Raw genomic sequence first — 17,854 nt, forward strand, 5'->3', positions numbered from 1 at the left:
CAGGGTATGCTATACCCGAAGGTTGGTACAATTCGCTTTATTAGCTTATGCCTTTTTTGATTTCCCTTGCTTGCATCACGACATACAGATCTAAACGAAAGGGTGAATACGACGCGATGTTTAAAAAGCTTTTTGGCGTCTTGCAAAGAGTAGGTAAAGCTCTTATGCTTCCTGTAGCCATTCTACCAGCAGCGGGCTTGTTGCTCGGAATCGGTAACATGCTGGTGAATCCGGACTTTTTGCAATATGTAACGGCACTGGATACCCCATGGGTAAACTCAATTGCAACAATCATGATGAACGCAGGTCAGATCGTATTTGACAATCTGGCATTGCTCTTTGCAGTAGGTGTAGCCGTTGGGCTGGCCGGTGGCGAAGGTGTGGCAGGTCTTGCCGCCATCATTGGTTATCTGGTGATGAATGTCACTTTGGGTACAGCCGTTGGTGTAACGCCGGCAATGATCGGCGAAGTACCAGGTTATGCCAGCATTTTGGGTATTCCTACACTGAGTACAGGTGTGTTCGGAGGTATCATCATTGGTATAGCCGCAGCACTGTGTTACAATCGGTTCTTCAAAATCGAACTGCCGTCTTACCTTGGATTCTTTGCAGGTAAACGTTTTGTTCCGATTATCACGTCGGTTGTTTCCCTCTTGCTCGGGTTACTGCTGGTGGTTATCTGGCCACCGATTCAAAATGGACTGAATGCTGTATCTCATTTCATGGTAGATACGAGTCCGACGCTCTCCGCATTCATTTTCGGAGTTGTGGAACGGTCCCTTATTCCGTTTGGACTCCACCACATTTTCTACTCTCCATTCTGGTTTGAATTCGGTGAGTATGTGAACAAGGCTGGAGACGTTATTCGTGGGGACCAGCAGATCTTCTTCAACCAATTGCGTGATGGTGTGAACCTCACGGCGGGAACCTTCCAAGTGGGTAAATTCCCGTTCATGATGTTCGGTTTGCCGGCTGCGGCACTTGCGATGTACCATGAAGCAAGACCGGAGCACAAAAAGTATGTTGCAGGGATCATGGGTTCAGCTGCGCTGACCTCGTTCCTTACCGGGATTACAGAGCCACTTGAATTCTCGTTCCTGTTTGTGGCACCAGTCCTGTTTGCAGTACACTGTATCTTCGCAGGTTTGTCTTTCATGACAATGCAAATTCTGGGTGTCAAAATCGGGATGACGTTCTCCGGTGGATTCATTGACTTCCTGATTTTCGGGATCATCCCGAACCGCACACCATGGTGGGATGTTATTATCGTCGGTTTGATTCTTGCCGTGATCTACTACTTCGGATTCCGAATGATCATTCGCAAGTTCAACCTCAAAACACCAGGTCGCGAAGATGCAACACCTGAAACAAATTCGGGTGGAGGATCAGGTTCAACAGACGATCTGCCACACAATATTCTGGAAGCCTTCGGTGGACAGCAGAATATCAAACACCTGGATGCATGTATCACTCGTTTGCGGATCGAAGTAAATGAGAAATCCAATGTAAATAAAGATCGTTTGAAACAATTAGGTGCATCTGGCGTGCTTGAAGTGGGTAATAATGTACAGGCCATTTTCGGTACACGTTCAGATACAATCAAGTCCCAAATGCAGGACATCATTGCAGGACGCACCCCGGCACCAGCACCAGCTGCTGATGTTAAACCTGCCCCTGAAGAGGAGAAGGCAGCGGGAGCAGAAGGCGAACGCATTATTGCCGAAGATATCGTCATGCCGGTTAACGGTGAATTGATGGATATCACTAACGTGCCTGATCCGGTCTTTGCCGAGAAAATGACAGGTGACGGTTTCGCTGTGCTGCCGCATGATGGCAAGATTACTTCGCCTGTATACGGTAAAGTGTTTAATGTATTCCCTAGCAAACATGCTGTCGGCATCATGTCTGACGGCGGCAAGGAAGTACTGGTTCATATAGGTGTCAACACGGTGAAATTGAAAGGTCAAGGTTTCAACGTGCTTGTGCAGGAAGGTGACCTGGTATCGGCGGGTCAACCGATTATGGAAGTGGATTTGGAGTATGTGAAAGCTAACGCTCCATCCATCATCTCTCCAGTGATTTTCACCAACTTGCCTGAAGGCTCCACAGTGACCCTGAAGAAGAGTGGAGTACTGAAAATTGGCGATCAGCCAATCATTGAGATAAAATAAGAAGTGTTCCGACAATGGCAAGCAAGTGTAAATATATGCAATGCCTAAAATAAACTACTTGAAAGTGAGATGATTGTAATGCAACAAACATTCAGAATTACAGACGAAGATGGTATCCACGCACGTCCGGCGACAGCCTTGGTTAATACAGCTAACAAATTCAAAGGTGCAGAATCCTTTGCAGAAGCTAACGGTAAAAAAGTAACCCTGAAATCCATCCTGGGCGTTCTGTCCCTCGGTCTGGAACAAGGCGACACCATCAGCATCATCGTTGAAGGCGAAGGCGAAGCTGAAGCTCTTCAAGCTCTGACTGACGTTATGGTTAACGAAGGGCTGGGCGAAATTAATGCTTAATGTTTCCGGGATCGCGGCTTCGGCGGGTATTGCTATCGCCAAGGCGTTTATCTTGGAGCATCCTGATTACTCTGTAGAAAAACGCCAAATCAACGACGTTGACGCAGAGATCGCAAAACTCGACTCAGCACTGGGCAAGTCCCAGTCTGAGCTTGAGGCGATCAAAGAGCGTACTTTACAAGAGCTTGGCGAGAAGAAAGCTGAAATCTTTGCTTCCCATTTGCTCATTCTGAATGACCCGGAACTGATTGATCCGGTAAAAGCAAAAATTGCTGATGAAAAAGTGAATGCAGAATTTGCACTCAACGAAACGGCATCGCAATTTATCTCCATGTTCGAAAACATGAAGAGTGCTTACCTGCAGGAACGTGCTGCAGATATGCGTGACGTAACCAAACGTGTGCTGAATCACTTGCTTGGTATCGACTTCATGAGTCCGGCTGAGATCAGCGAGGAAGTGATTGTGCTGGCGGAGGATCTGACGCCTTCCGATACAGCTCAATTGAACCGTCAATATGTTAAAGGTTTTGCAACCAACATTGGTGGACGTACTTCCCACTCTGCAATCATGGCTCGTTCTCTTGAAATCCCGGCTGTTGTGGGAACCAAAGACATTCTGGCTCAAGCTAAACAAGGCGATATGATTATCGTTGATGGCTTGGACGGTCATGTTCTGGTTAACCCAACAGATGAAGTTATTGCGGAGTATCGTTCCAAACAGGAACAATATGATGCACAACGTGCCGAGTGGAGAAAACTGCGTGACGAACCAACGGTAACGGTGGATAACGTTCATGTGGAACTGGCAGCTAACATTGGTACGCCGAATGACGTTACTGGTGTTCTGGAGAACGGTGGAGAGGCTGTAGGCTTGTACCGTACCGAGTTCTTGTACATGGGCAGAGACAAACTTCCTTCCGAGGATATTCAGTACAATGCTTACAAAGCTGTACTTGAAAAAATGGAAGGCAAGCCTGTCGTTGTTCGTACACTCGATATCGGTGGAGACAAAGAGCTTCCATATCTGGATCTGCCAAAAGAAATGAATCCATTCCTTGGTTTCCGTGCAGTTCGTCTGTGTCTGGACCGTCTGGATATTTTCCGTACACAATTGCGTGCATTGCTGCGTGCAAGCGTACATGGCAACCTGCGTGTCATGTTCCCAATGATCGCAACACTGGGTGAATTCCGTGAAGCGAAAGCGGTCCTGCTCGAAGAGAAGGAAAAGCTGGTAGCTGAAGGGATTGCTGTTTCCGACAGCATCCAACTGGGTATCATGGTCGAGATTCCTTCGACTGCTGTGCTTGCGGATCAATTTGCCAAAGAAGTTGATTTCTTCAGTATCGGAACGAACGATCTGATTCAATACACGATGGCAGCTGACCGTATGAACGAGCGTGTATCCTATCTGTACCAACCATACAACCCTGCTATTCTGCGTCTGGTGAAAATGGTCATCGATGCAGCACATCGCGAAGGTAAATGGGTTGGCATGTGTGGAGAGATGGCGGGAGACGAAACAGCAATTCCATTGCTGCTTGGTCTCGGACTGGATGAGTTCAGCATGAGCGCAACATCCATCCTGCCAGCTCGTAGCCAGATCACCAAGCTGTCCCGTGCGGACATGCAGGAACTGGCTGCCAAAGCTCTGGATATGCAAACTGCTGAGCAAGTGGTTGAATTGGTTCAAAGCATCAAAGCGTAATTTTGCGAGGGTTTTCCTCCGGATTTTAAGGTCTTTTCTTTTTCCGATGAATGGGCTGCAGAAATGCAGCGATATTGCCGGTATCTGCGAACAGCGGATGCCGGCTTTTTTTGCGGGTTGATGGGGGATCGTGTGAAATGAAAGAAGAGACCTTTCGCGTGAAGGCTGCAGGAACATAAGTAAATAAAAGAAGCTCCTGCTGACGTTTAAACATCAGCAGGAGCTTTTGATTTGAGCTAATGATTATTCCTTAACTGCACGCACAGTTCAATACAGGTTTACGTGCTGCTGTGGTCTCATCCAGACGGGTAACCGGGGTGCCGTATGGGGCATTGAGAACCAGTTCAGGTGTCTCTTCTGCTTCCTTGGCAATGCGAATCATCGTATCGATAAAGCCATCCAGCGTTTCTTTGCTCTCCGTTTCCGTTGGTTCAATCATGATACATTCCTCTACGTTGAGCGGGAAGTAGACGGTTGGCGGATGATACCCGAAATCAAGCAGTCGTTTGGCTACATCCAATGTTCTTACACCATATTGCTTCAGGCCCCGGCCAGACATGACAAATTCATGCTTACATACGCCTGGGTACGGAATTTCGTAATAAGGGGCAAGCCGTGCCATCATATAGTTTGCATTGAGTACGGCACATTCGGATACCCGGCGCAAGCCTTCAGGTCCATACGTACGAATGTAAGCATAGGCGCGCACCAAGATACCGAAGTTTCCGTAATACGCTTTGACCCGACCGATCGATTGATCTCCTTCGCGATCCAGCGCGTATTGTCCCTGTTCGTTCTTGATCACCATCGGTTTCGGCAGGAACGGAATCAGGCGATTTTTTACGCCGACGGGTCCGGCACCAGGGCCACCTCCGCCATGCGGAGTACTCATCGTTTTGTGCAAGTTCAGATGCACGACATCGAAGCCCATGTCACCAGGACGGGTAATACCCATAATGGCATTGGAGTTGGCTCCGTCATAATAGAGAAGGCCGCCGGCTTGATGCACGATGGAGGCAATCTCCTGAATGTCCTTTTCAAACAATCCCAGGGTATTTGGGTTGGTCAGCATCAAGGCTGCGGTATCCGAACCTACGGCTGCACGCAGTGCATCCAGATCGACCAGACCGTCCGCACGGGATGGAATGGTTATTGTCTCGAAGCCAGCCACGGTTGCACTGGCCGGGTTGGTGCCGTGTGAAGAATCCGGGACGATGACTTTGGTCCGCTGTTCACCACGACTTTCGTGATAGGCGCGAATCATCATGAGGCCGGTCCATTCACCATGTGCACCAGCAGCTGGTTGCAGGGTCACCGCGTCCATGCCAGTCAGACCTGCAAGGTCGTTTTGCAACGTATACAGAAGTTCAAGTGCACCTTGAATACTGGATTCAGGCTGATACGGATGAATCTTGGCAAATCCATTGTAGCGAGCTACATCTTCGTTAATCTTCGGATTGTACTTCATTGTACAAGAGCCGAGTGGATAGAATCCGTTATCTACCCCGAAGTTCCGGCGGGAAAGGGCAGTATAGTGACGAATGACATCCACTTCAAATACCTCAGGCAGTGCAGCTGCTTCCGAACGCAGCATTTCCCGGGGAATCAAGCTCGCGGGATCTTGACGCGGAACATCACATTCAGGCAGGGAGTAAGCGACACGCCCCGGGCTGCTCAGTTCAAAGATCAGCGACTGCTCTGGAGCAGGCGATGCTGCTTGTGTCATTTGTTGCGTGCTGGTTTCGGCTTGGGAAGGAGCTGCCGTTTCCGGCTGTCCTTGGATGGTTGTCATTTCCTGAGTCACAGCGATCCCTCCAATACACGTGCGAATTCGTCAATCTCTTCCTTGCTGCGCCGTTCCGTAACAGCGACCAGCATATGTCCGGCAAGCTCCGGGTAATCCCGTCCAAGTTCATATCCACCGATGAAACCGGCATCCAGCAGCTTCAACTGAAGGGCATCAACGTCTGTCCCTTCGGGCAGCTGGATGACAAATTCATTGAATGTGGGGGCACTAAAGGTCAGGCTGACGCCAGGAATTGCTGTCAGGGCTTGAAGAGCATAATGGCTCTTTTGCAAATTCAGGTCAGCCACATCAATCATGCCCTGTCTTCCCATAGTAGACATATACACCGAAGCGCTTAGGGCAAGCAATGCCTGATTGGAGCAAATATTGGATGTCGCCTTTTCGCGGCGGATATGCTGTTCACGTGCTTGGAGTGTCAGTACAAAACCACGTTTACCGTTGCGATCCGTTGTCTGGCCAACGATTCGGCCGGGAATTCGGCGCATATGAGCCTGGGATACAGCGAAATATCCGCATGTCGGACCACCGAGCGACGCGGAGATGCCAAGCGGCTGTGCATCACCGACAACGATGTCGGCACCCAGCTTGCCTGGAGCTTCGAGCATACCTAGCGCCAGCGGGTTTGCGCTGACCACGAGCAGACCCTTGTGCGCATGCGCGAGGTCTGCAGCCTGTTTTACATTTTCCACGGCACCGAAGAAGTTTGGGCTCTGGATCATGACAGCTGCGGTATCATCTGATACGGCGGCTTGAAGGGCATCCCAATCGGTCACCCCGTTCTGATAACCAATCTCGACAATCTCCAAATTCAGACCGTGGGCGTAAGCCTTCAACACTTGACGGGCTTCAGGATGAACGGTACGGGAGACGATCAGCTGTTTGCGGCGTGTTGCCGCTGCGGCCAGATTCCCTGCTTCGGCAAATGCGGTCGCGCCATCATACATGCTCGCATTGGCTACAGCCATGCCAGTCAGTTCACAGATATACGATTGGAATTCGAAGATCGCCTGGAGCTCACCCTGACTGATTTCGGGCTGATATGGCGTATAGGCGGTATAGAACTCGGAACGGGAAATGACGTGATTAATCACGGAAGGGATATGATGATCGTATATGCCTGCGCCCAGGAAACTGGCGTGTGTCTCAAAATTGGCATTCGCGCCGGCTTGCTTGGACATATGACGCGTCAGTGCGTATTCATCCAGTTTGGAGGAGACAGGCAGCTCGCCTTGATAACGAATCTCCTGCGGAATGTCCTGGAACAGATCTTCAATCGTGTCCACACCGATGGTTGCGAGCATGGCGCTCTGATCCTGTTCAGTCATGGGAATATAGCGGTGCTTGCTCATGCTTGCTCAGCTCCTTGGGTAGGTGTCTTTGACGTACGTGTCCGTTTATGAAAAGGGGTCTTCACAACTTCGGCTTTCAGCTTTTTGCCGCGAATCTCAATCTCGAGCGGGGTGCCGAGTGCAGCATATTGGCTGTTAATCAAGGCGAGCCCCAGATTGCGCTTCAGCGTAGGGGACTGTGTACCGGTTGTTACTTCCCCGATCTGCACGCCTTCGGCGTAGATGGGATAGTGGGGACGTGGAATCCCGCGTTCCAGTACTTCAATGCCGACGAGTTTGCGGGCAGGTCCATCATTCTTTTGCTGCAATAACGCTTCGTGTCCGATAAAAGGTCCGGCATTCAGCTTCACAAACATGCCAACGCCTGCTTCCAGCGGTGAAATGGTCGGCGATAATTCCTGTCCGTAGAGGGGCAGTTTCGCTTCGAATCGAAGGGTATCCCGTGCACCAAGTCCAGCCGGAACCAGTCCGTGGTCAGCTCCCGCCTCCATCAATCCGTTCCAGACCGCAGGGGCCTGATCTGCCTGTACGTATAGTTCGAAGCCGTCTTCTCCGGTATAACCGGTGCGGGACAGCAGCAGTTTTACACCACAGACCTCAGCATTCTGTACAAAACGGAAAGGCTCGATTACAGATACGTCGGTATCTGTAACTTTTCCGATGATGTCTGCAGCAAGCGGGCCCTGTAGAGCCAGCAGAGCTGTTTCCGCGGAGTCATTCGTCATGCTCACCCCAGGGACCATGTGTTCCTGCAGCCATGCCCAGTCCTTGTCGATATTGGAGGCATTCACGACGAGCATATAATGATGATCTTCCAGCTTGTATACGAGCAGATCGTCCACTAGGCCACCGTCCGGGTAACACATTAATGTGTATTGTGCCTGGCCGGGAACCAGTGTAGTTACGTCGTTGGTCGTCAGTTTCTGCAAAAATGCTTCGGCCTGTTCACCCTGCACCGTGAATTCACCCATGTGGGATACATCGAACAGTCCAGCCCGTTCGCGCACCGCTTCATGTTCCTTCTGAATTCCAATGAATTGCACCGGAAGCTCCCAGCCTCCAAAATCGATGCACCGTACACCTTCATATTGCTGATAAAGTGGATAAAGTGGAGTTCTAAGCAAATCGGACATCAAATCACCTCGTTATGGCCGCTACCGGGCCGAGTGTATAACATGAATGATGCATTCTTTTCTTGGATAAGTATGGTTAAGGCTGCTAATGACAGCGCCGGTTCGATCCTGAATTTCGTTTTTTTTGGGAAAAAGGAAAAGGACAGGCCAAAGAACCGGCATGCCAGAAGCACGCTGTATTCTTAGGCTCTGTCCTTGGTACCTGAGAGTTACCCCGCCAATAGGTTGCAGCAGGTTTCCCCTTGGGTGATCAAAACGCCCCTACCGGGCGAATAGATGCTCTCCAGAGTTGCGTCCCGTAAAAGTCCTTTTGCCTGAGAGATTCACCTCCCGCTTGTCGGGTGGTTTACTCCTTCGGCGTTACCGCATGCATCCAAGAGTTGGGCGTCACGGGTAATCTCTCCCTTTACATTCATCCGCGGGTGATGCACACAACGATTAACATTTACTCTCTCATTAAAACGTGAATCCCCTATCGATGTCAAGAACGATATCACAGAAATTGATAAAAAACCGAATAATATTTAGTGATCTTAACTTATTGTTCGTGTATATAAAAAGAGTGCGCTTACTATTCTAATATTACCCATTATATGTAGAGTGAGGGTGTTTGCGTTACAGGCGGTAATCATCAAAAATCAAATAATTTGTGAGGTATCTTGACATTTCAATCCAAAATATCTTACGCTATGTTCTGGGAAAAAGGTTGGCCGAAGGACGCATGCACTCATTAATGAAAAGCGAGGCGGATATCGATGAGCGAATTGAAAAGTGATTTCCTGTACAGTGAAGAGCACGAGTGGGTGCAAACCGTAGGGGAGGATACTGTACGGATCGGCATTACCGAGTTCGCGCAGCATCAGCTGGGTGACATTGTGTTTGTGGAATTGCCTGACCTTGAATCGGATGTAAAAGCAGAAGACAGCATTGGTACGATTGAATCCGTGAAGACGGTTTCGGATTTGTTTTCTCCGGTAAGCGGTTCGATTATTGCTGTGAATGAAGCACTGCAGGATGCACCTGAACTCGTCAACAGTTCGCCTTACGAAGAAGGCTGGATGATCGAGATTCGTGTTGAAGGTGATCTGACAGCAGCGTTGTCTAAACTTATGAATGCTGATGCATATCGAAAGCATACCGAGGAGTAGAATGTATTTGCACTAAATAACCTTTAATAATCCATGTTTTTTTGATAAATTGGACGGTCGTGCACGTCTTCAGAGCCTGTGTGAGCCTTGGTGCTCATGCAGGTTTTTTTGTGTTCACAAGGACAGGCTTGTTGCCATATAAGGCACTTGAACAGGATGGAATAGGGCTGAATCGCACAAGCTATATGATAGAATTCAACACCGTAAATGATATAAGTCACACACCAAAAAAGCTAAGTATATCAATGGTTAGAACCCTCTCATCACCATAAAAACGATTACATAAACACAATGTTGTCATCAATGATCATGACGAAAGTACGCTTTCATTTCGTTGAACCGGAGACCAATCTGGCTTAGGATAACAGCAGGGGAGAAATGATACCCCTTTCATAAATGATAACTACTTGATCCGAGGAGGATAATACAATGAGTAACTTGGACCAAACGTCCAATTCCAAAGGCGGTCTCCGGGTAGGCGTTCAGCGTTTTGGCCGATTCCTGAGTGGTATGGTTATGCCGAATATGGGTGCATTTATTGCCTGGGGGCTAATTACGGCCATGTTTATCAAAACAGGCTGGTTCCCTAACGAAACGATTGCAACGTTAGTAGATCCGATGATCAAATATCTGCTGCCACTGCTTATCGGTTACACTGGAGGTACGATGGTGCATGGCCAGCGTGGTGGTGTCATTGGTGCCATCATGACTATAGGGGTTATCGTCGGCAGTGACATTCCGATGTTCCTGGGTGCCATGATTGCCGGACCACTGGCTGCATGGATCATCAAAAAGTTCGATAAAGCCGTTGAAGGCAAGATCAAAGCAGGGTTCGAGATGTTGGTTAATAACTTCTCAGCCGGTATTATCGGTGGTATCCTGGCGATCATTGCACTGCTGGGTATCGGACCTGCTGTAGAAGGAATTAGCACCGTATTATCGGCTGGTGTACAGGGGCTGATGAATCTGGGATTGCTCCCACTCGTCAACCTGATCATTGAACCAGGTAAGGTATTGTTCCTGAACAATGCAATCAACCACGGCATTCTAACACCGATTGCAACAGATCAAGCAAGAGAATTGGGTCAATCCGTATTATACATGCTTGAATCGAACCCGGGTCCCGGACTTGGTATCCTGCTGGCTTACTGCTTCTTCGGTCGTGGAACAGCAAGATCTTCCGCACCGGGTGCGGTTATCATCCACTTCTTCGGGGGAATTCATGAAATTTATTTCCCTTACATTCTGATGAAACCGATTCTGATTCTTGCAGCAATCGCGGGCGGCGTGGCAGGTACAGCAACCTTCATGCTTACCGGAGCCGGACTGGTTTCAGCACCTTCACCGGGTAGTATCATTGCATATTCCCTGTTAACGCCAAAAGGTGGATATCTGCCGATGCTCGCCGGGGTGGCTGTGGCCGCTATCGTATCCTTCCTGGTTGCAGCACTGCTGCTGAAAACAGGTAAGCAAAAAGAAGAAGATCTGGAGTCTGCAGCGAATCGCATGAAAGACATGAAGAGCCAAGGCAACACAGCAAATGCTGCTATTACAGCAGATAATCGTGAAGCAGACAGAGCCGCGGATTTGGCTTCTTCCGCTGTGAAAGCAAAAACCGATGTGAAGAAAATCGTCTTCTCCTGTGATGCAGGTATGGGTTCAAGTGCCATGGGGGCTTCCATTCTTCGCAAGAAGATGAAAGCCGAAGGGATTGACGTTGCGGTAACCAACACGGCAATCAGTGATATCCCGCAGGACGCAGACGTTGTTATTACGCAGAAGACATTGACGGACCGTGCCCGCAGCGTGGCACCGAATGCAGAACATATATCCATCGACAACTTCCTAAAAAGCCCGGAATACGATGCGCTCGTTGAACGCCTGAAATAACAGGTTTGCGATCGTTTTCCCTGAGCCGGAGGCTTGAGATATGAGTATTACGAAAAGACAGCGTGAAATTGTGGAGTTCCTGTTGGAACATCCGCAGGAAGTAACCGCCGGCGACATTGCAATAGCGGTCAAAGTCAGCACACGAACCGTCCATCGGGAGCTTCAGATGATTGAGAAGTGGCTTGCACCCTTTGGCATGAAATTGGAAAAAAAATCAGGAACCGGGGTCCGCATAGACCCTGGTTCCGATGATTTGGCTTCACTGCGTGAGCAGCTGGAGCTGAACGAATATGTGGAGTTTACGCCCGAAGAGCGTAAACTCTTCATGCTTTGTATTTTGCTGGATGAGGCGGAGCCTGTAAAACTGCTTGCGCTCGCATCGGATCTGAGAGTAACGGTCTCGACCGTGAGCAATGATCTGGATGAACTGGAACCCCGGATTCGTCAAGCCGGCCTGAAGCTCGTTCGCAGGCGAGGATACGGAGTGAAGATCAATGGCAGTGAAACAGCCTATCGCGCAGCAATCGCAGGACTTGCGCTTGAATATCTGGATGAATCTGATCTGTTCGGAAGGCAGCCTGACCAGGGGATTTCCAAGGTGAACCAGAAGCTGCTGGGCATGATTGGCCATCGTGATGTACTGACGGTCGAGAATGCCTTATGGCAGCCGGATATTGACTGGCTCGAAAATATTCCCGAGCGCCAGTATACCAAATTGCTTATTCAACTGTCCGTTGCGCTGGTGCGCATTCGCAAGGGGTTTACCGTCGGGCGTATTCCTTCTTCGGATAAAAAAGCGGTTTACCCTTCTACTGGAGATCAGAGTGTGCCTGAATACATGGCTGCGAGACTATGCAGCGTGCTCTCCGATCAGCTTGGCATCTCGTTTGCCAAGGAAGAACAGAGCTATTTGCACAAATTATTAATTGAAACCGAGCAGCTTATTCACTCCACACGCTTACTGCCTGTTGACGATCTGGTATTGCTGGACATGGTTCGTTCCCTGATGGATCAGATGCAGGGGAGAACGGGTTATGCATTTCAGGAGGATCGTCTTCTGCGGGAAGGGCTGATTGCCCATATGCAGCCGGTGATGGAGCGGATTGGAGGCAGGCAAAGCATACGTAATCCACTGCTTCAGCAGATTCGCAAGGATTACGATTCGTTGTTCGGGGATGTGAAAAACGCAGTGCATGACGCATGGCCGGATACGGACGTGCCGGATGAGGAAATTGGATTCCTGGTCATGCATTTTGGCGCTTCCATCGAGCGATTGCGTGTGCTGAAGCGCGAGATTCGGGCCATTATCGTGTGCACAAGCGGAATTGGCTCATCCCGTATGCTTTCCAGCCGGTTGTCCAAAGAGATTCCGGAGATCCGGATCGTTGACAGTGCATCATGGTATGAGGCGGCTCGGATCCCCGAAGAGGATTATGACCTCATTTTATCCACAGTCGATCTGCCGATGGAACCGCATCAGTATTACAAGGTAAGTCCCTTGTTAACAGCGGAAGAAAGCGAACGTTTGCGTCTGTACATTCAAAATACGACGCTGCAGCGGGTACAAGTTAAGTATGGAGAGAGTAAAGCCAGTGGAAAGGCACCTGACCGCCATGCTGATCCAGCGGGGCTTGATGCCACACTTATTGAAATCGTTAGGATCACAGGCAAGTTTCAGGTGTTTCCACTGGATAACCGTAAGATGGGCTTCTATGAAACGGCATTTGCCATGTGCAAGGTACTGCAGGAATCCGGGGTGCTTAAGGATCCAGAGGAAATCGCCAGGCTGCTTGAAGCGCGGGAGAAGGTGGGCAGCCAGAAAATTCCCGATACATCACTCGCGCTGTTTCATACCCGCAGTGATGGCATATATAGGCCGTCCATTAGCCTGTTTCAATTATCAGAGCCGCTGCTTGTGACGACGGAGGACCAGGTTGGCATCAGCCATATCCTTCTGATGGTTGGGCCGAGGGAGCTATCCCGGGAGAGCCTGGAGGTGCTAAGCGAGATCAGCGCATTGTTACTGCAGGATGAGATGATTACACTGCTGGAAAAGGGAGTTCGGGATGATCTTATTCATTATCTGTCCCGGGAATTGGTTGGATTTTATCGAAGTAAAACCGAAATTGGAGGTTAACAAACATGAGTATACTTACAACAGATAAAGTGGTTATGAACGCAACGGCACAGGACAAATATGAGGCTATTCGCATGGCAGGACAGATTCTGAAAGACGCAGGACACATTACTGCCGATTATATCGACAAGATGCTTGAGCGCGAGGAGATCGTATCGACATATGTGGGCAATGGACTTGCCATTCCACACGGAACCAAAGAATCCAAATCGTTCATTCTGTCCACAGGCATTTCAGTGATTCAGTTCCCGCAAGGTGTAGATTTTGGGGATGAAAAAGCCTACATGGTGATCGGTATCGCTGCTCAGGGCGGTGAGCACATGGAGATTCTGACCAGCATTGCAGTCATTTGTGCTGAAGATGAGAACATGGAAGCCCTTCGTTATGCCAAAACGGCGGAAGAGATCATTACCATTCTCGAAAGTGAAATGGAACTATGAGGGCCCTACATTTCGGAGCAGGTAATATCGGACGCGGGTTCATCGGATTAATCCTGTCACGGGCAGGATATAATGTCATCTTCTCGGATGTGAACCAGGAGCTGGTTAAGGCATTACAGGAGCGTGGACAGTATACGGTCGAATTGGCCAACGAAACAAAAGATATGGAAACGGTCAAAGGGGTCAATGCCATTGATGGAAGGCAGCTGGAGACGGTTGCCCGGAACGTTGCAGAGGCAGATCTCGTTACGACCGCAGTCGGAGTGGGCATCCTGAAACATATTGCACCAGGCATCGCCAAGGGGCTTGAGGCAAGATTGAATTCAGGTTCGGTACAAAAACCACTTCACATCATTGCATGTGAGAATGCCATTGGGGCCAGCACACAGCTGAAAGAGCATGTGTATGCTCTGTTGGAAGAACCCGTTAAGGCTCTTGCTGATCAATATGTGTATTTCCCTGACTCCGCAGTAGACCGGATTGTTCCCATACAGCATCACGAAGACTCGCTGCATGTTCAGGTTGAACCTTTTTATGAGTGGGTTGTGGACCGTTCACAGATGGCGGCTGCATTCCTTCCAATTGAAGGTGTACTCTATGTGGATGACCTTGAGCCTTATATCGAGCGGAAGCTGTTTACCGTCAATACGGGACACTGCTGCGCGGCATATCTCGGTTACGTGAACGGGTATGATACGATTCAGAAGGCGATTGCAGACGATAAAGTGAAATCTCTTGTCTATAGTGCACTGCAGGAAACGGGTGAGGTTCTTGTGAAACGGTTTGGTTTCGACCCCGAAGATCATCAGAAGTATATAAAAAAAATTCTGGAGCGGTTTGTAAACCCGCATCTCACCGATGAAGTCACCCGGGTAGGGCGTTCGCCGCTGCGGAAGCTTTCGCCCAACGACCGTCTGGTTCGTCCGGCGCTACAGGCACATGACTATGGAATGGGCACGACGAACCTGGCAAGAGGCATGGCGGCCGCCTGCAAATTCGATGTACAGGATGATCCGGAGGCAGCAGAGCTTCAGGATATGATCAAACAAAAGGGCATTGCTGCAGCACTTAGTCACTACACAGCCATGGATGAGCAGCACCCTGTGCTCAAGCAGGCTGTAGAACATTATCATCAAATGTAAGAAACAACTTATATATGATTGCGTGCCGTGTTATGGTATCCCATTGCAAAACAAGAGCCTCACAGGAATTAACTGTGAGGCTCTTGTTTGTGTTCAGCCTGATCTGTATACGATTCCAGACATCGCTGACAGATGCACGATTTACGCCGCTGCTCTGCCGGAATGCGGTCAAACACACCTTCGGGAAACTCGGCATGGTTACACCAGCATTCCGAATGGGGACGGCCAGCCGCATAGGAGCAGCCATTGGCCTCCCCGCACAGTGGGCATAAGAGCACATTGGTCCCTGTCTTCTTGGTCTGTGAATTGGAACTTCCGCTCATGGCACGCCTACTTTCTCCATATCGTCATACTTCATAGTATAACAGGGCTGGCCCTATTCTTCAGGTGGCAATTCAATCGTTAGCCCTTCGACATGTTTACGTCCCATTAATTTGCGCTTCTTCCGATTCTCCTTTGTCTCCAGCACAATATCCAAATCATAGTCATCGCCTGGATACAGCTCATCTGCAGATATATGAAGTGTGAGGCGTTTCTTGTGAATTTTGACTTTCCGCCCGCGCAGCATTACCCCGATATTTCCACGGCTGTCTTCCACGTCACAGACGATTCCTGACTGGTTCAAATAGGCTGCGTATACACGATCCCCTTTTCGAAATTTTTTCGCTGGGGGAACCGACTTCGTATCTTCTACCTGCTGGGATTGGTCTCCAGATTTAGTCGATGCCGGGGAATGTACTTTCTTCTCCGCCCTCTGTGCAGCTGCGGAGTTCGGAAATGGCTCAAGGACAGAACTCTCAGTTGGTATTGGTTTCACTATCGGCATGATGGAGCTCATGCTGTTGATAGGACTTTTCGATATGCCCTGGTCCGATATGGACTGGGAACGATCAATAATGCGCTGTGGCATTCCCAGCTTCAAGGCGATGGAATATGCGTAACTTTCCCCTGCTTCACCGATACGCAACCGGTAAAGGGGCTGCAGCGTAGCCGTATCGAATTCCATCCGTGCATTTTCAAATCCTGGTGCGGCAGCAGCAAAATGCTTGATTTCCCCAAAGTGAGTGGTAGCCACTACGGTTGCTCCGCGGCTGTGCAGTTCCTCCAGCATGGCGATGGAAAGACCGACCCCTTCTCCCGGGTCTGTTCCGGAGGCCATCTCATCAATCAGCACAAGGGTAGATGCATCAGCCTGCTCCAGAATGCCGATCATGTTGCGGATATGAGCTGAAAAGGTGCTGAGTGCCTGCTCCAAACTTTGTCCGTCTCCGATATCGACAGCCACTTCATGATATACGGCCATCTCGCCGCCTTCACCCACAGGAACGAGCAGACCGGACTGCATCATCAGGGTGAGCAACCCCAATGTTTTGAGCGCTACCGTTTTCCCGCCTGTATTCGGCCCTGTAATGATAAGTGAGGAATAATCCTTCCCGATGGCAAAATCAAGCGGAATCATGGAGGTGCCCATCAGAGGATGGCGCGCCTGCTGAAGCGTAATTCGGCCCGATGTATTTACCTGGACCGTACGTCCATCCATGGTTGCCGCGTATTTCGCTTTGGCAAACAGGAAATCAAGGACACCTACCGTCTCGGTATTCAGCGCAATCTCGCGATTATAAGATTCTGCGAGCGACGTTAAATCACCCAGGATTTTCATTTCTTCTCTGGATTCCTCGGCTTGCAGTGAAGCGAGTTCCATCTGCAGTCCCACCAGTTCCGCGGGTTCAATATAAACGGTTTGCCCGCTCCCTGATTCATCCAGGACACTGCCTTTCACCTGCTTGCGGAATTCTTTCTTGATGGGTAATACTGTTCTTCCACCGCGCTGGCTGATTACGTTCTCCTGCATAATGGACCGGTGCTTGCTCACGAGAGAATCCAGCTTGCGCTTCATTCGTTCCTCGTTCACGGTCATCTTTTTCCGGATACGTGTCAGTTCCTTGCTCGCCTGATCCTGAATTCGGCCGCTGTAAATGCAGCGTTCGATCTCGCTTAACAGGGATTCCATCCGCATCATGGATGCAGCATACCGGCTTACCGTAGGAGCTGCTTCGGATTTGCCCTCCATGTATTTCATTAATTGTGCACAGCTTCGCAGAAACTGCGCAAGTTGAGTGAAGTCCCGTTCACTAAACAGATAACCGGTACCGAGCAGATCCATAATGGTCTCCATACCGTCAAGCGAAGGGATGGGAACACTGGCCCCGTAACGGATGAGAGCAGAGGCTTCTTCTGTTTCAGCGAGGCGCATCTGGATCAGCCCGGGGTCCACCATGGGTTTCATTTCTTTCGCGTAACGTTTGCCCAGATAAGAAAGGGCGCAGGAAGCGACGTTGTTTTGAATTTGATGATAGCCCAGTGTATTCATTGTGTTTTCATACATGCTTGATCTCTCCTTGGATTTTGAATTTGTAACTTCGGTGGTAACTCTGAATCTATTCCTGAAAACGCAAAAAGGGCGGAGAATGAACAAACGTCATTCTCCGCCCTTCATGTAGGGGAAAGCAGAGTCCATGATAGGTCTATACAAAAAAATCCACGCTGAACACAGCGCGGAAATAGACCCGGACAAGTA

Annotated in this window: 13 protein-coding genes and 1 riboswitch; of the genes, 8 read left to right on the forward strand and 5 right to left on the reverse strand. The window is 49.5% G+C overall.

Annotation, left to right across the window (positions count from 1 at the left end):
• The first annotated feature begins 116 nt into the window (after positions 1 to 116).
• The 3 genes from ptsG (at position 117) to ptsP (ending at position 4,230) form a co-directional block, all read left to right on the forward strand.
• A complete protein-coding gene (gene ptsG, locus GUA98_RS24280; RefSeq protein ID WP_193724652.1) occupies positions 117 to 2,171 on the forward strand; it encodes a glucose-specific PTS transporter subunit IIBC in 2,055 nt (684 codons plus the stop codon).
• A 78-nt stretch (positions 2,172 to 2,249) separates the two neighbouring features.
• Positions 2,250 to 2,525 carry an HPr family phosphocarrier protein gene (locus GUA98_RS24285; RefSeq protein ID WP_036617010.1) on the forward strand — a complete coding sequence of 92 codons (276 nt, stop codon included), beginning with the start codon at positions 2,250 to 2,252 and terminating at the stop codon, positions 2,523 to 2,525.
• Entirely contained in the window at positions 2,518 to 4,230 is a 1,713-nt protein-coding gene (gene ptsP, locus GUA98_RS24290; protein ID WP_095289546.1) for a phosphoenolpyruvate--protein phosphotransferase, read from the forward strand. Before GUA98_RS24285 ends, ptsP begins: the two co-directional genes overlap by 8 nt.
• 250 nt (positions 4,231 to 4,480) lie before the next feature.
• Here ptsP and gcvPB read toward each other — a convergent pair whose 3' ends face one another.
• From gcvPB to gcvT, 3 genes are all read right to left on the reverse strand, one after another.
• A complete protein-coding gene (gene gcvPB / locus GUA98_RS24295) occupies positions 4,481 to 5,956 on the reverse strand; it encodes an aminomethyl-transferring glycine dehydrogenase subunit GcvPB (RefSeq protein WP_193724689.1) in 1,476 nt (491 codons plus the stop codon).
• A 74-nt stretch (positions 5,957 to 6,030) separates the two neighbouring features.
• Positions 6,031 to 7,386, reverse strand: coding sequence for an aminomethyl-transferring glycine dehydrogenase subunit GcvPA (gcvPA, locus tag GUA98_RS24300; RefSeq protein ID WP_193724653.1), 1,356 nt, complete (start codon positions 7,384 to 7,386; stop codon positions 6,031 to 6,033).
• A complete protein-coding gene (gene gcvT / locus GUA98_RS24305; protein ID WP_193724654.1) occupies positions 7,383 to 8,519 on the reverse strand; it encodes a glycine cleavage system aminomethyltransferase GcvT in 1,137 nt (378 codons plus the stop codon). Before gcvT ends, gcvPA begins: the two co-directional genes overlap by 4 nt.
• 292 nt (positions 8,520 to 8,811) lie before the next feature.
• Positions 8,812 to 8,935: riboswitch (glycine riboswitch) on the reverse strand.
• 339 nt (positions 8,936 to 9,274) lie between these two features.
• Between gcvT and gcvH the strand changes: the two genes are divergently transcribed.
• The 5 genes from gcvH (at position 9,275) to GUA98_RS24330 (ending at position 15,276) form a co-directional block, all read left to right on the forward strand.
• On the forward strand, positions 9,275 to 9,667 hold the full coding sequence (gene gcvH / locus GUA98_RS24310) for a glycine cleavage system protein GcvH (protein ID WP_095289549.1): 393 nt from the start codon (positions 9,275 to 9,277) through the stop codon (positions 9,665 to 9,667).
• Between the two features lie 429 nt (positions 9,668 to 10,096).
• On the forward strand, positions 10,097 to 11,557 hold the full coding sequence (locus GUA98_RS24315; protein ID WP_193724655.1) for a PTS mannitol transporter subunit IICB: 1,461 nt from the start codon (positions 10,097 to 10,099) through the stop codon (positions 11,555 to 11,557).
• A 40-nt stretch (positions 11,558 to 11,597) separates the two neighbouring features.
• Positions 11,598 to 13,694 carry a BglG family transcription antiterminator gene (locus GUA98_RS24320; RefSeq protein ID WP_193724656.1) on the forward strand — a complete coding sequence of 699 codons (2,097 nt, stop codon included), beginning with the start codon at positions 11,598 to 11,600 and terminating at the stop codon, positions 13,692 to 13,694.
• A 5-nt stretch (positions 13,695 to 13,699) separates the two neighbouring features.
• The gene (locus GUA98_RS24325; RefSeq protein ID WP_095359756.1) at positions 13,700 to 14,134 is read left to right on the forward strand and encodes a PTS sugar transporter subunit IIA; all 435 of its coding nucleotides are present in this window, start codon (positions 13,700 to 13,702) and stop codon (positions 14,132 to 14,134) included.
• Positions 14,131 to 15,276, forward strand: coding sequence for a mannitol-1-phosphate 5-dehydrogenase (locus tag GUA98_RS24330; protein WP_193724657.1), 1,146 nt, complete (start codon positions 14,131 to 14,133; stop codon positions 15,274 to 15,276). The genes GUA98_RS24325 and GUA98_RS24330 overlap by 4 nt, the downstream gene beginning before the upstream one ends.
• Before the next feature lie 68 nt (positions 15,277 to 15,344).
• Here the strand turns inward: GUA98_RS24330 and GUA98_RS24335 are convergent, their stop codons facing one another.
• Both GUA98_RS24335 and GUA98_RS24340 read right to left on the reverse strand, forming a co-directional pair.
• Complete coding sequence (locus tag GUA98_RS24335; protein WP_193724658.1) at positions 15,345 to 15,599, reverse strand: cysteine-rich CWC family protein; 255 nt, start codon at positions 15,597 to 15,599, stop codon at positions 15,345 to 15,347.
• 53 nt (positions 15,600 to 15,652) lie between these two features.
• Positions 15,653 to 17,662: an endonuclease MutS2 gene (locus tag GUA98_RS24340; protein ID WP_193724659.1), complete on the reverse strand. Its 2,010-nt coding sequence runs from the start codon at positions 17,660 to 17,662 to the stop codon at positions 15,653 to 15,655.
• Positions 17,663 to 17,854 lie beyond the last annotated feature (192 nt).

The organism is Paenibacillus sp. P13VS (assembly GCF_015143645.1).
Lineage (GTDB): Bacteria > Bacillota > Bacilli > Paenibacillales > Paenibacillaceae > Paenibacillus > Paenibacillus xylanilyticus_A.

Bases quoted from the DNA above. Each gene is read 5' to 3' on its own strand.
- gcvPA (WP_193724653.1), bottom strand. From the start codon at position 7,386: ATGAGCAAGCACCGCTATATTCCCATGACTGAACAGGATCAGAGCGCC.
- GUA98_RS24315 (WP_193724655.1), top strand. From the start codon at position 10,097: ATGAGTAACTTGGACCAAACGTCCAATTCCAAAGGCGGTCTCCGGGTA.
- ptsP (WP_095289546.1), top strand. From the start codon at position 2,518: ATGCTTAATGTTTCCGGGATCGCGGCTTCGGCGGGTATTGCTATCGCC.
- GUA98_RS24340 (WP_193724659.1), bottom strand. From the start codon at position 17,662: ATGTATGAAAACACAATGAATACACTGGGCTATCATCAAATTCAAAAC.
- GUA98_RS24335 (WP_193724658.1), bottom strand. From the start codon at position 15,599: ATGAGCGGAAGTTCCAATTCACAGACCAAGAAGACAGGGACCAATGTG.
- ptsG (WP_193724652.1), top strand. From the start codon at position 117: ATGTTTAAAAAGCTTTTTGGCGTCTTGCAAAGAGTAGGTAAAGCTCTT.
- GUA98_RS24320 (WP_193724656.1), top strand. From the start codon at position 11,598: ATGAGTATTACGAAAAGACAGCGTGAAATTGTGGAGTTCCTGTTGGAA.
- gcvT (WP_193724654.1), bottom strand. From the start codon at position 8,519: ATGTCCGATTTGCTTAGAACTCCACTTTATCCACTTTATCAGCAATAT.
- GUA98_RS24325 (WP_095359756.1), top strand. From the start codon at position 13,700: ATGAGTATACTTACAACAGATAAAGTGGTTATGAACGCAACGGCACAG.
- gcvH (WP_095289549.1), top strand. From the start codon at position 9,275: ATGAGCGAATTGAAAAGTGATTTCCTGTACAGTGAAGAGCACGAGTGG.
- GUA98_RS24285 (WP_036617010.1), top strand. From the start codon at position 2,250: ATGCAACAAACATTCAGAATTACAGACGAAGATGGTATCCACGCACGT.
- gcvPB (WP_193724689.1), bottom strand. From the start codon at position 5,956: ATGACACAAGCAGCATCGCCTGCTCCAGAGCAGTCGCTGATCTTTGAA.
- GUA98_RS24330 (WP_193724657.1), top strand. From the start codon at position 14,131: ATGAGGGCCCTACATTTCGGAGCAGGTAATATCGGACGCGGGTTCATC.